Below are 14,511 nucleotides of genomic sequence, written 5' to 3' on the forward strand. Positions count from 1 at the left end.
AACTCTATTAACATCATGACACTTATTGCGGCGTCTGGCACTGTCATCGCATCGGCTGCGCTTTTTATCGTATTATCTGGTTTTGCCGGATTAAAACACTACAGTTTAGAATTTTCTTCTTTTGTAGACCCTGACCTTAAAATAGTTGCCACTAAAGGCAAATCTTTTATCATTTCCGAAAAAGACTCTATCGCGCTTCAGTCTATTTCGGGTATTCAAGGTTATTCCAAGACCATTGAAGAACGGGTTATTATTGAGTTTGATGACAAACATCAGATTGCAACATTAAAAGGTGTTGACGAAAAGTATAAGACAATCACTTCAATTGATTCAATGATATACTACGGAAATTGGCTAGAACCAGGTACCGATCAAATTGTGTCAGGTGGTGGGATTTCAAATAAATTATCATTTGGTGTTTTAGACCTCACAAGACATCAAAAAATTTATGTGCCCAAACCAGGAAAAGGTCAAATCACTTCTGTGAAAGGTGCTTTTAATCAAGTGAAAACTTATAATGTTGGCATTTTTGATATCAATGAAGAACTGAACAACGAATACATTTTTTCTAATTTCGATACAGCGCGCTATTTATTGAATTATGAAGAGAATCAAGTCAGTTCATTAGAACTTAAATTAAAACCCGATGCCGATGAGTCTCAAGTCGTCACTGATATAAAAAACGTGTTTGGGGGCCGTGTCGTGATTAAAGATAGAACGCAACTCAATGATGCACTTTACAAAATGCTAAACACTGAAAATGTAGCAGTTTATCTCATTTTTACGTTAGTTATTATTATTGCGTTATTTAACGTGATTGGCGCGTTAATCATGATGATTTTAGATAAAAAAGCCTCTATTAATACCCTCTTTAATCTTGGAACCACAACAACTGATATTAGACATATATTCTTTTTACAAGGCAGCTTAATGACAGTTTTTGCTGGTATTCTTGGTTTATTGTTGGGCTTTCTAATCGTCTTTTTACAACAACAATTTGATTTAGTAATGCTCACGCGCTCATTGCCTTATCCCGTAGAACTGAAAGCGATTAACTTCATTGTTGTAATTCTAACTATTGTGATTTTAGGGATTTTAGCATCGAAGTTAGCGTCCCAACGTATTACGAAAAACCTAGTAAAAGGTTAGCCTATTTACACAAATTGAAAATCACCGAACTTTTGCAGAACCTCATCAAAGGCCGCAAACACATCTTTGGACTCATCGCTCGTCACCATTTTCATTCGGTGCTCTTTGAAGTTTGGAATGCCTTTAAAGTAATTGGTATAATGACGTCTTGTTTCAAAAACACCTAATTTTTCACCCTTCCAATCAATAGACATTTGTAGGTGGCGTCGCGCAGCATCTACACGTTCTGCCATAGATATTGGCGGTAAATGTTCACCGGTTTGAAAATAGTGTTTGACCTGCTTAAAAAACCATGGATTCCCTATGGTGGCTCGTCCAATCATAGCGCCATCTAATCCGTAGCTATCTCTCATTTCAACAGCACGTTCAGGGGTGTTGACATCACCATTTCCAAAGACAGGAATATGCATACGAGGGTTATTTTTTACGGCAGCAATGGGTTTCCAATCGGCATCACCTTTATACATTTGGGCTCTCGTTCTTCCATGAATAGAAATTGCTTTACATCCAACATCCTGCAAACGTTCAGCCACTTCAACGATTTTTATAGAATCGTGATCCCAACCCAAACGTGTTTTTACAGTCACAGGGAGATTAGTACGCTTTACCATTTCCGCCGTAAGGCTTTCCATCAAACAAATATCTTTCAAGATCCCTGCTCCTGCACCTTTACTGACCACTTTTTTTACTGGACAACCAAAATTAATATCAATAATATCGGGATTAGAGCGCTCTACAATATCAATGGTTTGTAGCATGCTATCCATATTGGCACCAAAAATCTGAATCCCAACAGGGCGTTCTTTTTCATAGATATCGAGCTTCATGACACTTTTAGCGGCATTGCGAATTAGGCCTTCACTTGAAACAAACTCAGTGTATACCACGTCGGCGCCTTGCTCCTTGCACAACGCACGAAACGGAGGGTCGCTGACGTCTTCCATTGGTGCTAATAACAATGGAAAATCTGAAAGTTCTATGTCGCCTATTTTTACCAAACTTGATGTATTTTGTGCAAAATTAGTGTTTTTTAAGCTTTATTCATGATGGTGTTTTGTTTTAACACCCACAATCCATAAGCCCCTAAAAATAATTCTGCAAAGGTACCATAAACATAACCATAGGTTGGCATGCCATCAATACATATGCTTAAGACTCTTCCTAAACCTAATCCAAGCATAAAAATGACATTAGATAGTAAGGCTGGTTGAAGATACTTGGCGTTATAAATTCCCATTAACCATAAAACTGAAAAGCCTAAATTCAATCCCATTATGGCTTTGTAAAAATTGTGCTCATCTGTTGTTTTCGGAATTAATTCAAACAGTGTATCTGGGGAAAAAGCATACATAATAGCCACAGGAATCACTACCGCCACAGAAATGATCAAATGGATCTTTGTGATGACCTCCTGTTTGGATCTTAGCATGTCATTTACTTTTTGAATTCAATATCGGCTTCTACCTCTTTACCATCACGTTCAACGATGACCTTTGTTTTGTCTCCAGAATCAAAACTGGATAAAGCGCGCATATAGCTCATCATATCTGTGACTAAGCTATCACCAAGTTTTAGGACAATATCCCCTTTTTGAAGACCGGCTTTTTGTGCTGGCTTATCTTCACTTATGCCGTCAATTCGCATGCCTTTTCCATCGTATAGATAATCTGGTATAACACCCAAACCTACTTTAAACCTCGGCGTTTCTTCACTTTCATTTTTAGTTTTTCTGAATGGCAATTTCCCATTGTTATCCAATTCTGATATAATCTCAAAAATATATTCTGAAATGGATGCCATGCCCTCATAATTCAGCTTTTCTGTATCATCTCCTGGCTTGTGATAATCTTCATGCTGACCCGTAAAAAAGTGTAATACTGGAATATCGCTATTGTAGAACGAGGTATGATCACTTGGTCCAACTCCAGATTCATTTTCTATAATTTTAAACCTTGAGTTAGAAGATTTAACCACCTGTTTTAGAATTGGAGAGGTTCCGACGCCATATACAGCCAAGGTACTGTCTTGTTTCAGTCGGCCTACCATATCCATATTTAGCATGTAATTGGCTTTGGCTAAATCTATTGTGGCGTTTTTAGTCCAATAATTAGATCCTAACAATCCCATTTCTTCTCCAGAAAAGGCCATGAATAAATAGTTATTACCTTTATTCTGCGTCTTTAATTTTTTGGCTAAATTTAGTAGTACCGCTACTCCACTGGCATTATCATCAGCACCATTATGAATTTCCTTAGATTCACCTCTATAAAGTGAACCTTCCGCACCATAACCTAAATGGTCATAGTGCGCACCTATAATAATAGTATTGTCTGCATTGTTGTCTAAGAACGCAACAACATTTGTTCCAGTAATAGTGCTATCGCCATCTTTAACAATATAATTTACTTCTTGGTGTGGGTCTGTTTTAGGCTTAAAAGTGAAGGTTTGAAAATATCCGTTTGTTCCTTTTGCTTGTAACCCTAAATTTTCAAAACGATTAGCAATATAATCTGCTGCCGCTTTCTCGCCATCGGTCCCTGTTTGGCGTCCTTCAAGCTTATCGTCTGCTAAAAAGGTCACATCGTCTTTAATAGTTATAGGCTTTAAAATCTCCTTAGAATCTGTTTTACATCCAAATAATACGGTCAAAAAAAGTAGAAATATTAGGTTTTTCATGGTACTATATCTTAATTTTGCACAAATTTAGTTAATAATACTATGAAATACATATTCCTTATCCTAATAACTGTCTTATTTTTAAGTTGCAAAACTGACACCAAGACTACGACAAAAGTTGAACAAGACCTAAATAGTGAAACCGTTGAAGCTGTAACCGATTCACTCATCTATCCAGAAGAAAAGCACTTTAAGTCAATTCGTCAAGTTACTTTTGGTGGCGATAATGCTGAAGCATATTGGAGTTTTGATGATCAGCAATTGGTGTTTCAATCGAACAACGCAGCTTGGAACGTTGGTTGTGATCAAATGTTTTTGATGAATGCTAACGAAACATTTACTGATAGTATTGCTCCTCCAATGATTAGTACCGGAAAAGGTCGCACTACATGTGCTTATTTCTTACCAGATAATAAACATATCATTTATGCATCAACACATTTAAAGCAAGATGTGTGTCCAGATACACCTTTGCGAAAAAACGGAAAATATATCTGGCCAATCTATGACAGCTACGATATTTTTATGGCTGATTTAGAAGGCAATATTATTAAGCAATTAACCAACGAAATTGGATATGATGCTGAACCAACCGTATCGCCTAAAGGTGATAAAATTGTATTTACGTCTACAAGAAGTGGTGATTTAGAATTATATACCATGAATATTGATGGAAGTAATGTAAAACAAATCACCAATGAATTGGGCTATGATGGAGGCGCATTCTTTTCTCCTGACGGTACAAAATTAATCTTCCGTTCATCACGTCCTAAAACAGAACAAGAAATCAAAGAATATAAAGATTTGCTTGCAGAAGGCTTGGTAGAACCAACAGAAATGGAACTCTACATCTGTAATGCTGATGGTAGTGATTTGCGTCAATTAACCGATTTAGGAAATGCTAATTGGAGTCCGTTTTTTCATCCTTCAGGAGAAAAAATATTATTCTCCTCTAACTTTGAAGCAGAACGAGGCTTTCCTTTTAATTTATACTTAATTGACCTTGACGGAAAGAATCTTGAGCGCGTTACACATGGTGAAACCTTTGATGCATTTCCTGTCTTTTCTAATAATGGGAAGTATTTAGCGTTTTCATCTAATCGTAATAATGGCGGCGGCAGAGATACCAATTTGTTTATCGCAGAATGGCAAGACTAGTTTTGTGTCTTGTTTAATCGATCGCGTTCTTCTAACTCATTAGTTCGCTCGTTAAATTCTAGCTTGGTGTTTCCAAATTTATAACGGAAACCTAATCTTATATAACGATCATCAATGTCAATAAACTGTTTGTTGAATTGGTTTTGATATTGTGTGGCTACATCAAAATTATGTGTGTTAAATAGATCACTTATTGATAAGCTAATTGTTCCTTGTTTATTAAATACGGTTTTAGAAATCGCTAATTGACTAAACAATCGATCTTCTACAGTTTGAAATCCTTGTAGATTTTTTCCAAGCCAAATTAAATCAAAGTAAACACTTAAACTGTTATCCTTAAGCAATGAAAGGCTATTGGTCAGGTTTGTATAATTAGACCATTGGTCTTGAGTCACAATTCCATTCCCAAAATTAGTTTCTTCTTCTCTGTTATAAAATGAAGTTACAAAAAAGGTGTCCCATCGTTCTGTAACCGAATAGTCTATTACCATGTCAAATCCAAACTCTACGGTTTTATCAAAATTAACCGACTGATATTCAATAATATTGGTGTTATTATTTTGTCTTGGGATTTCTGAAATAGCGCCATCAAAGTTTTGATAATAGGCCTCAAAAGTTAATAAGCCATCAAACAACGTTGTCCCAACCCAGTAATGATCAAGGAACGTAGGCACTAATTGTGGGTTTCCGATAATCACATAATTGTCATTTAGGAAAAATCGAAACGGATTTAAATCGGAATAACCAGGTCTTGAAATACTGCGCTTGTAATTAGCATACACATTGTATTGGTCTGAAATGTTATATTGAAAACTCACTGTTGGAAAGAGCTCTAAATAGTCTTGTGTGTTAGATATAAAAGTAACGGGGGAGGCCCCTTCTAAATTTGTTTGTTCTGCTCTAAGCCCAATAGTAAGATCAAACTTCTCGTTGCTGATCTCATAATTCATATAACCTGCAAAAATACGTTCATCATAATCAAAGGTATCCGAATTCAAAACATCAAGGGTTTCATTCCCTGTATTAAGGTTTACATCAAACTGAGAAAGATTACTTTCTGTAGTAATATTAGAGAATTTCACTCCTGTTTGAAAACTTGAATTGTCAGTTACTGGCAAGCTGTAATCAAGTTTAGCTGCTATAATTTGAGTTTCCTGATTCGCATTGGTATTAAACGCTGAGCGACTCTGAAAATTATCATTGACATCAAAAAACTCGCTAAGCGCTCCCTGATTTCTCTCATAATTATAAGTGGTATAATGGGTGTTAAACACAAGCTGTCCTTTGGTAAAGTCGTGGCTATAATCCAGGTCAAAACCTAAATTGTATTTATTGTCTCTAGAGAGGTTATCAGCAGTAAATCTCGAAAGAAAATTTCCTTGATTATCTCTAATTATCGTTAGGTTATCAATACGGTATTTGAAATATGGCAAATACGTGGCAATTGAGGATACGCTTAACGTATTATTTTCATTAATGTAATAATCAAAAGTCGTATTTAAGTTATGGGTTTCTGACCAGGTATTCCGGTTGGTAAAAGACCTCCAGCTTTCGTCTATTACATTGACGTTGTCTAAATAATTTACGGTATCATCGCCGTCTCTATTGACCTTGTCTTTAGAATAATTATAGTTGAGGTTGAGGCTAATATTTTTATTTTTAAAGAAATGACTTGTGCCTACATTATATCTGGGAAATACCGCCTGTGTGAAATCGCTATAAACACTACCATTATAACCTGTAATCAGATTTTTACTCATCACAATATTTAGAACCACACCACTTTCGGCATCGTAGCGAGCAGAAGGGTTTGTAATTACCTCAACAGATTTTATGGCATTTGCTGAAGAGCCTTCAAGCAACTGATTTAAATCTTCCGAAGACAAATGAACTTTTCTGTTATTAATATAAACGGTAGGGTTTGTGTTTTTTACAGTAATCTCATCGCCCATAACCAATACGCCAGGCGTACTTTTTAATACTTGAAGCATATTGCCTTCAACCAATGCTGTATTTTCTACATTAAAAATAAGTCGATCCGCTTCGCGTTTTATGGTGGGTTTTCTAACGGTAATATTGATTTCATCTAAACTTTCACTATCTTCATTAAGTTGAATTGTTTTAAGGTCTAGATTACCTAAAAGCACAATCTTTTGCTTGTAAGGTTGGTATCCAATAAAACTTACTTTAATGATATAGGTTTGAGCTTCGAGATTATTGAAGCTAAATGATCCGATACCATCAGATGATACTCCTTTTAAAATCTCACTTTCATCTTCGTTTAGCAAGATTATATTGGCTAGTTCTATAGGATTATTATTCGTATCAACTACAATTCCACTTAGCGATAGATTTTGAGCATAACTCTGCATTGCGCATACCAAAAAAAGAAAACTATGTAGTAGGGATTTCAAATTAATTAGGGTTTTATATCGCAATATAGCATTTGTTTTTAAATACTATTTACGGGTTTTCCTTACTTACGAAGCTTTTTGTAAACATTTATTCCATTTTATGCATAATAAATGAATTATATTTGCAAATCTTTATCGGGATGAATTAGGATTATATGAAGAACATTAGAAATTTTTGCATAATTGCACATATTGACCACGGAAAAAGCACACTTGCCGATCGTTTGCTTGATTTCACAGGTACTGTAACCGCTAGAGAAAAGCAAGACCAACTGTTAGACAGTATGGATTTGGAGCGTGAACGTGGAATTACCATTAAATCGCATGCCATTCAAATGGAATATACATTTGAAGGTCAAGACTATATACTTAATCTTATTGATACACCTGGTCACGTCGATTTCTCTTATGAGGTGTCTCGGTCTATTGCTGCTTGTGAGGGGGCTTTATTAATTGTTGATGCTGCTCAAAGTATCCAAGCCCAAACCATATCAAACCTGTATCTCGCTTTAGAAAATGATTTAGAAATTATTCCTGTTCTCAATAAAGTAGACTTACCAAGCGCTAACCCAGAGGAAGTTACAGACGACATTGTTGATCTTTTAGGATGTGATCCAGAAGAAGTGATTCATGCCAGCGGTAAAACAGGTTTTGGAATTGATAATATATTGAAAGCAATTATTGAACGTGTTCCTGCCCCAAAAGGGGATGTCAATGCGCCTTTACAAGCCTTAATTTTTGATTCAGTCTACAATACATTTAGAGGTATTGAAACCTATTTTAGGGTGTTTAACGGTGAAATTAAAAAAGGACAAAAAATTAAATTCGTCGCTACAGATAAAGAATATTTTGCAGATGAAGTTGGCACATTAAAACTTAGTCAAGTTCCTAAAAAAAGTGTTAAAGCTGGTGATGTTGGCTATTTAATTACCGGAATTAAAACCGCTAAAGAAGTCAAAGTTGGAGATACTATTACTGATTTTGCTAATCCAACAACGAATATTGTTGAAGGTTTTGAGGATGTAAAGCCTATGGTTTTTGCTGGTATTTATCCCGTAGATACCGAAGATTACGAAGAGCTTCGTAACTCTATGGAAAAACTACAATTAAATGATGCTTCTTTAGTATTTCAACCTGAAAGTTCAGCAGCTTTAGGTTTTGGCTTCCGTTGTGGATTCTTAGGCATGCTTCACATGGAAATCATTCAAGAACGACTAGAGCGTGAGTTTGATATGACTGTAATTACGACGGTACCTAACGTGTCTTACCATGCCTACACAAATAAAAATCCAGACGAGCCTTTTATTGTGAATAATCCATCAGATTTGCCAGAACCCACAACAGTAAATCGTGTTGAAGAACCTTATATTAAAGCCACTATTATTACCAAATCTGATTTTGTTGGTAATGTGATGTCGCTTTGTATTGAAAAACGTGGTATTGTTTTAAACCAAACTTATTTAACAACAGAGCGCGTTGAATTAACCTTTGAAATGCCTCTTGCTGAAATTGTCTTTGATTTTTACGATCGTCTAAAAACAGTTTCGAAAGGTTATGCGTCATTTGATTATTCGCCCATTGGGATGAAGGTATCAAAATTGGTGCGTTTAGATATTTTATTAAACGCCCAACCCGTTGATGCGCTTTCAGCACTAATTCATGCTGATAATGCCCAACACATTGGAAAAAAAATGTGCGAGAAACTGAAGGAATTAATTCCAAGACAGCAGTTTGATATTCCTATTCAAGCCGCTATTGGTGCCAAAATTATTTCTCGAGAAACAATTAAAGCCTTGCGTAAAGATGTAACTGCCAAATGTTATGGTGGAGATATTTCGCGTAAACGCAAGCTTTTAGAAAAACAGAAAAAAGGTAAAAAACGCATGCGTCAAGTTGGTAATGTAGAAATACCGCAACAAGCGTTTATGGCTGTTTTAAAATTGAATGATTAATCTTATAAATAGATTCTATTATATCAACCGAAGCTAATTGCTTCGGTTAATTTGTGTTTTTAAGTATGAGAAATTAGGGAAACTTCCCTGTCTTCGCTTTATTATTAGTCTCTTTATTAATCTTCATTAGCAACTTCTTCAACATCAAAAGGCTTGCCTAGGTAGACTAATTTAAAGTCGTTTCCTATCTCATCTACATCTGTATTGTAGGATGATATGATATGAAGCTCACCCTCACCATCTTTTATAAATAAAGGAATAATATCCTTATCGTTATCTGTAATTTCAATAAGGCTTTCATAATGCGCTTTATCGTTTAAATCAATTTCCTGAATAGAAGGGTATTCTCTTGTCACCTCATTGAGCCTTAAATAATCATCTGTATGCGAGAACAAGCCTTCCTTTGGGTTTATCTCGGGGTTATTCATTTCTAAAGAACTTACCAACCTAAACGATCCATTCTCTCCAAATTGCTTGCTAAATTTATTTATAGCATACTTATTAATATCGCTGTTTCCGGTCATGGCCATAAGATAACCAACATCGTTCAATTCAATATTATCTGCAAGTGTTTCAGAATAGATATTAGTATTAAGTGCTTCTAAACCCAATTCTTTTGCCTTATCTATATTGCCTTGGTTGCTATCAATTAGCACCACGTGTCTACCGTGTGATTCTAAATAATGCCCCAATAATCGGGACACTTTTGAAGCTCCTACAATTAATATCCCATTAGACTTTGTTAAAAAGACCCCAACCATTTTTGCAAATAATCGCGCTGTAGTTGCATTAAGTAAAACCGTCCCTAAAACAATCATAAACACCAAGGGTGTGATATATTCGGCACCTTCAACCCCTTGTTTTATGAGTTTACTTCCAAAAAGAGAAGCAATACCGGCAGCGACAATACCGCGCGGACCAACCCAACTTATAAATAGTTTTTCATTGAGAGTGAGTTTGGAGCCTCCTGTACTGAGAAAGACGGCTAATGGCCTAATTATAAAAACCACTATAGCAAAAATCGCTGCTGTTTTCCATGTGTACAGTAACATGAGATCTTCTATATTGATGTTCGCCGCTAAAAGAATGAATAAAATGGAAATTAATAGCACACTCAAAGACTCTTTAAAATAGAGTAGTTCCTTAATATTCTCTAACTTTCCGTTTCCTAATACCATCCCCATTACCACAACGGCTAATAAACCAGATTCGTGAGCAAAAATTTCAGATTCTACAAATACTAATAGCACAGTAGAGAGCGATACAACATTTAATAAGTAGTGTGGAATTAGTTTTTTATTAATGGCAAAGGCTAGTGCATGGGCAAATGTAAAACCGAAGGTCGTTCCAAAAAGAATAATTTTGCCAAACTCTATAAATGCAGTTTTTGTAAATCCACTATCCCCCTCCACACTAATAAACTCAAAGACTAGTACGGCCACTAAAGCGCCTATTGGATCAATAAGAATTCCTTCCCATTTTAGGATTGTTGAAATATCTTTTTTAAGTGGAATATTGCGCAAAATAGGGGTAATCACTGTAGGTCCTGTCACAATAATTAAACCTGAAAACAAAAACGATAATTCCCAGCTCAAATTAAAAATAAGGTGAGCAATTAGGCCAGCGCCAAAAAAAGTTACAGCAGAACCAAGGGTAATCAGTTTGGTAATAACTGGACCAACATTCTTGATTTCTGACCGCTTAAGGGTTAAACCGCCTTCAAATAATATGATACTAATGGCAAGGGACACAAAATAATACAGTCCATCTCCAGGAAATAATCCTTTTTCTCCATTCCAAATAGGTTCAATCCATTTGGTGCCATCTTCCGATAAAAATTCTGCCGCAATTGGCCCTACTAAAAGCCCAATAAGAATTAAAGGTAAAATCGCTGGAATTTTAAATTTCCAGGCAAACCATTGCGCTAATATTCCTAAGATGATGATTCCTGCTAATTCTAACATGTATCTTAATTTTTGAAAGCTAAATATAAAATAAACAAACTTAACAATTTATAAACACCTCAAAAACATGGAGGATTGTATTTGTTTCAATAAGGATAAAAAAAGTACTAACTTACCGTCGAAATTGAATATTAATAGCACTTGACCAATAAAATTTTTAAAACCATAGGTATTGGGGTTGCATTCTCTCCAAACCTGAAGGCTAATATTTATGAAGCAGCACGATTATCACTCTTTTTTGAGAGTAAATTAGTGCTAATTCATGTTGGAGAAAAATCTTCGGAAAAAGAACAACAAATTCTTAATATTCTTCAGCCTTTCATTGCACAAGGTCTCAAAATTGAGATGGTCTTTCAAACAGGAGGCCCTGTTGATGTGATCTCATCGATTTCAGAAGCAAAAAAAGTAGATCTTTTAGTTTTGGGCGCATTACAGAAAGAAAACTTTGTACAATACTATTTGGGAACAATTGCTAGGAAAATAACTAGGAAGGCTAATTGCTCAATTTTACTACTCATAAAACCCTCTGTAGAACGAATAATCTGTAAACACATTGTTGTCAATGGTCTAAATGACCCTAAAACCAAGCAAACGATTTCTACAGCTTTTTATGTGTCTCATAAGCTACAGTCAAAAAAAATAACCATAGTTGAAGAGATTACAAAACAAGAGGTAGCAGTAAGTGTTAATGATGACAAATCACTACGTAAATCAGCAATCATTAAAGAACGTATTAAAATGCGTGAAGATTCTCGTGTGAAGCGTATTGTTAGTGAAATTCCTGTATCGCAAAAAAGCAGTGTACAAACAAAAACCCAATCTATTTTTGGAAAAAGAGGTTATAGTATTGGGCATTATGCACAATTTGTTCGGGCTGATTTATTGGTGATGAATGCGCCTTTAAAAACGAGTTTTTGGGATCGTCTTTTCCCTCATGATATTGAATACATTCTATCTGAATTACCAACTGATGTATTGATTATACGATGACACCCCCAAAAAAAAACATATCGTTCTTTTTTAAACAACTCCCTAAAAATATATTTTCAGGATTTGTGGTTAGTCTCATCGCACTGCCTTTGGGTTTAGGACTAGCCATGGCTAGTGATGCGCCAGCAATAGCAGGTGTAATCACAGCAATTGTTGGTGGTGTTATTGTCTCCATCTTAGGCGGAAGTCATGTAACCATTACTGGACCAGGAAACGGTTTAGTTGGTGTGACATTAGTAGCTATAACCACATTAGGTATAGAAAGCGCTTATGCTGCTATTATTTGCTCAGGAATTTTGCTCATGGTTTTAGGGTTTTTGCGAATGGGAAATCTAGCCGATTTTTTTCCGTCCTCTGCTATACAGGGTATGCTAGCAGCGATTGGTTTAATCATATTAGGAAAGCAGTTTCATATTATGTTTGGTCATAGAATTTCACGCGAAAACACCATTGACTATCTTATTGAAATCCCCTATACGGTCAATGATGCATTGCATTATGAAAATACCGGATTAATTTATGCTGCTGCGGCAGGTGTTTTAAGCTTGCTCATTATGGTGTTCTATTCAAAAATAAGACATAAATACCTACAACTCATTCCTGCTCCAATGTGGATCGTACTGCTATCAATTGGGTTTAGTTATTACTTTGAATTGATATTACACCAAGATAATCCTATCGCAAAAGACTATATGATTCCTGCAATACCTTCATTTTCTGAAATTACCACAAAACTGCCTGAAGTGTCATTTTCAAATGTTGGTAGTTTACCATTTTGGGGAAGTGTGATATCTCTAACCTTAATTTCAAGTATAGAGTCACTATTGAGTATAAAAGCTGTTGATAAGTTAGATCCTGAAAAACGTCGCTCAAACGTGAATAGAGATTTAAAAGCTCTAGGTCTAGGAACTGTTGGAAGCGGGTTTCTTGGTGGGTTAAATGTAGTGACAGTAATTGCAAGAAGCTCTGTAAATGTTAATAATGGCGGAACTAATAGATCTTCAAACTTTTTTCACGCCTTCTTTTTAGTGGTGTTTATTGTATTGTTTAGCACACAGTTAACACGAATTCCGTTACCTGCACTAATGGCAATCTTGGTCTACACAGGCTACAAATTGGCATCACCAGATTTAATTAAAAAGATTTTTTCCGTCGGAAAAGAGCAACTTATTATCTTTTTTATCACGCTTTTAACGACATTAAAATTTGGATTAATTATTGGGATTTCAGCAGGTGTGCTTGTAACGATAATCATCCACTTTATCATCAATAAAAACATCGCATTGTTTTTGAGGCATTGGATAAAGCCTAATGTGTTGATGTTTAGAGAAGATGACAATAAATCTAATTACTATGTCAGTGTGAAACACTTTTGCACCTTTGCTAACTTTTATAGATTGAAACAAAAATTAGACGCTATTCCAGAGGAAAATGATGTGATTGTCGATTTTTCTTTATGCGAATTTGTTGACCATACCGTTATGGAAAACCTTAACAATTATCAAAATACATTTACAAAAAAAGGAGGTCATTTTGATATTATAGGATTAGACATGCATGACGCCGATTCAAAACATCCTTTTGCATTAAGAAAAATAGTACCAGTTCCTAAACTTTTTGGATACAATCTTACAAAAAGACAAGAAAATCTAGAGACAATCGCTAACGATTACGAACTTGTTTACAATGCTGAAAAAAACAAAGAAACATTATTCTTGAATGAATTTCTGTACTTTAAAACTAAACAGATTAATCATATTTATAATGAACTCACCGATGATACTAATCACTTCAATCTGTTCGATATAGAATTTTCTGAAGGTGAATTTATTGCCAAAGAGGTCATCAGAGCCTCAATGCTTCACATCAAATTAAATGCCTTTATTCCTGTGTTTTCATTAGATAGAGAGAGTTTAATAGATAAGGTATATGCAATAGCTGGCTTCTCAGATATTAATTTCGACAAACACCAAGATTTTTCAAAACGTTTTCATTTGGTAGGAGAAAACATTGATGATATAAAAACCTTTTTTAATGATGAACTCATTCATTTTTTTGAAAGCAATCCATACTATCACATTGAGTCTAACGGAAACAGCTTATTGATTTTTAGTAGACAACGCCTGGCAAGCACAAAAGAGATAAAGGCGCTATTAGATTTTGGCAAACGATTAAAGTCTGTTATTTCAAATACTTAGATTATTGTTA

At 35.3% G+C, this 14,511-nt stretch carries 10 protein-coding genes; 5 read left to right on the forward strand and 5 right to left on the reverse strand.

Annotated elements, in window-relative coordinates; translation table 11 throughout:
- Positions 1 to 15: 15 nt before the first annotated feature.
- Complete coding sequence (locus BLT57_RS02345; RefSeq protein WP_369825395.1) at positions 16 to 1,149, forward strand: ABC transporter permease; 1,134 nt, start codon at positions 16 to 18, stop codon at positions 1,147 to 1,149.
- Between the two features lie 5 nt (positions 1,150 to 1,154).
- Here the strand turns inward: BLT57_RS02345 and dusB are convergent, their stop codons facing one another.
- The 3 genes from dusB to BLT57_RS02360 are packed head-to-tail and all read right to left on the reverse strand — an operon-like array spanning position 1,155 to position 3,825.
- Positions 1,155 to 2,147 (reverse strand): tRNA dihydrouridine synthase DusB, encoded by a 993-nt coding sequence (gene dusB / locus BLT57_RS02350; protein ID WP_091421701.1) that lies wholly within the window; start codon positions 2,145 to 2,147, stop codon positions 1,155 to 1,157.
- Positions 2,148 to 2,179: 32 nt separating this feature from the next.
- A complete protein-coding gene (locus BLT57_RS02355) occupies positions 2,180 to 2,578 on the reverse strand; it encodes a DUF4345 domain-containing protein (protein WP_091421704.1) in 399 nt (132 codons plus the stop codon).
- A 5-nt stretch (positions 2,579 to 2,583) separates the two neighbouring features.
- A complete protein-coding gene (locus tag BLT57_RS02360; RefSeq protein WP_091421707.1) occupies positions 2,584 to 3,825 on the reverse strand; it encodes a M28 family peptidase in 1,242 nt (413 codons plus the stop codon).
- A gap of 42 nt (positions 3,826 to 3,867) precedes the next feature.
- Here BLT57_RS02360 and BLT57_RS02365 point away from each other — a divergent pair, with 42 nt between their 5' ends.
- Entirely contained in the window at positions 3,868 to 4,983 is a 1,116-nt protein-coding gene (locus BLT57_RS02365) for a TolB family protein (RefSeq protein WP_091421711.1), read from the forward strand.
- Here the strand turns inward: BLT57_RS02365 and BLT57_RS02370 are convergent.
- Positions 4,980 to 7,397: a TonB-dependent receptor domain-containing protein gene (locus BLT57_RS02370; RefSeq protein ID WP_231928753.1), complete on the reverse strand. Its 2,418-nt coding sequence runs from the start codon at positions 7,395 to 7,397 to the stop codon at positions 4,980 to 4,982. The two genes, BLT57_RS02365 and BLT57_RS02370, sit on opposite strands and share 4 nt — an antisense overlap.
- Positions 7,398 to 7,552: 155 nt before the next feature.
- On the opposite strand from BLT57_RS02370, the gene lepA reads away from it, so the two are divergent.
- A complete protein-coding gene (lepA, locus tag BLT57_RS02375) occupies positions 7,553 to 9,349 on the forward strand; it encodes a translation elongation factor 4 (protein WP_091421717.1) in 1,797 nt (598 codons plus the stop codon).
- Positions 9,350 to 9,465: 116 nt separating this feature from the next.
- On the opposite strand, the gene BLT57_RS02380 is transcribed toward lepA, so the two are convergent.
- Entirely contained in the window at positions 9,466 to 11,313 is a 1,848-nt protein-coding gene (locus tag BLT57_RS02380; protein ID WP_091421718.1) for a sodium:proton antiporter, read from the reverse strand.
- Positions 11,314 to 11,454: 141 nt separating this feature from the next.
- Between BLT57_RS02380 and BLT57_RS02385 the strand changes: the two genes are divergently transcribed.
- Together BLT57_RS02385 and BLT57_RS02390 are read left to right on the forward strand one after the other, a co-directional pair.
- The gene (locus tag BLT57_RS02385) at positions 11,455 to 12,303 is read left to right on the forward strand and encodes a universal stress protein (protein ID WP_091421721.1); all 849 of its coding nucleotides are present in this window, start codon (positions 11,455 to 11,457) and stop codon (positions 12,301 to 12,303) included.
- Positions 12,300 to 14,501, forward strand: a complete 2,202-nt coding sequence (locus tag BLT57_RS02390) for a SulP family inorganic anion transporter (RefSeq protein WP_091421724.1) — start codon at positions 12,300 to 12,302, stop codon at positions 14,499 to 14,501. Before BLT57_RS02385 ends, BLT57_RS02390 begins: the two co-directional genes overlap by 4 nt.
- Positions 14,502 to 14,511: the final 10 nt, after the last annotated feature.

The sequence above is a fragment of the Formosa sp. Hel1_31_208 genome (genome assembly GCF_900104785.1).
Classification (GTDB): Bacteria; Bacteroidota; Bacteroidia; order Flavobacteriales; family Flavobacteriaceae; genus Psychroserpens.

Bases quoted from the DNA above. Each gene is read 5' to 3' on its own strand.
- BLT57_RS02345 (WP_369825395.1), top strand. From the start codon at position 16: ATGACACTTATTGCGGCGTCTGGCACTGTCATCGCATCGGCTGCGCTT.
- BLT57_RS02355 (WP_091421704.1), bottom strand. From the start codon at position 2,578: ATGCTAAGATCCAAACAGGAGGTCATCACAAAGATCCATTTGATCATT.
- BLT57_RS02360 (WP_091421707.1), bottom strand. From the start codon at position 3,825: ATGAAAAACCTAATATTTCTACTTTTTTTGACCGTATTATTTGGATGT.
- BLT57_RS02365 (WP_091421711.1), top strand. From the start codon at position 3,868: ATGAAATACATATTCCTTATCCTAATAACTGTCTTATTTTTAAGTTGC.
- lepA (WP_091421717.1), top strand. From the start codon at position 7,553: ATGAAGAACATTAGAAATTTTTGCATAATTGCACATATTGACCACGGA.
- BLT57_RS02380 (WP_091421718.1), bottom strand. From the start codon at position 11,313: ATGTTAGAATTAGCAGGAATCATCATCTTAGGAATATTAGCGCAATGG.
- BLT57_RS02390 (WP_091421724.1), top strand. From the start codon at position 12,300: ATGACACCCCCAAAAAAAAACATATCGTTCTTTTTTAAACAACTCCCT.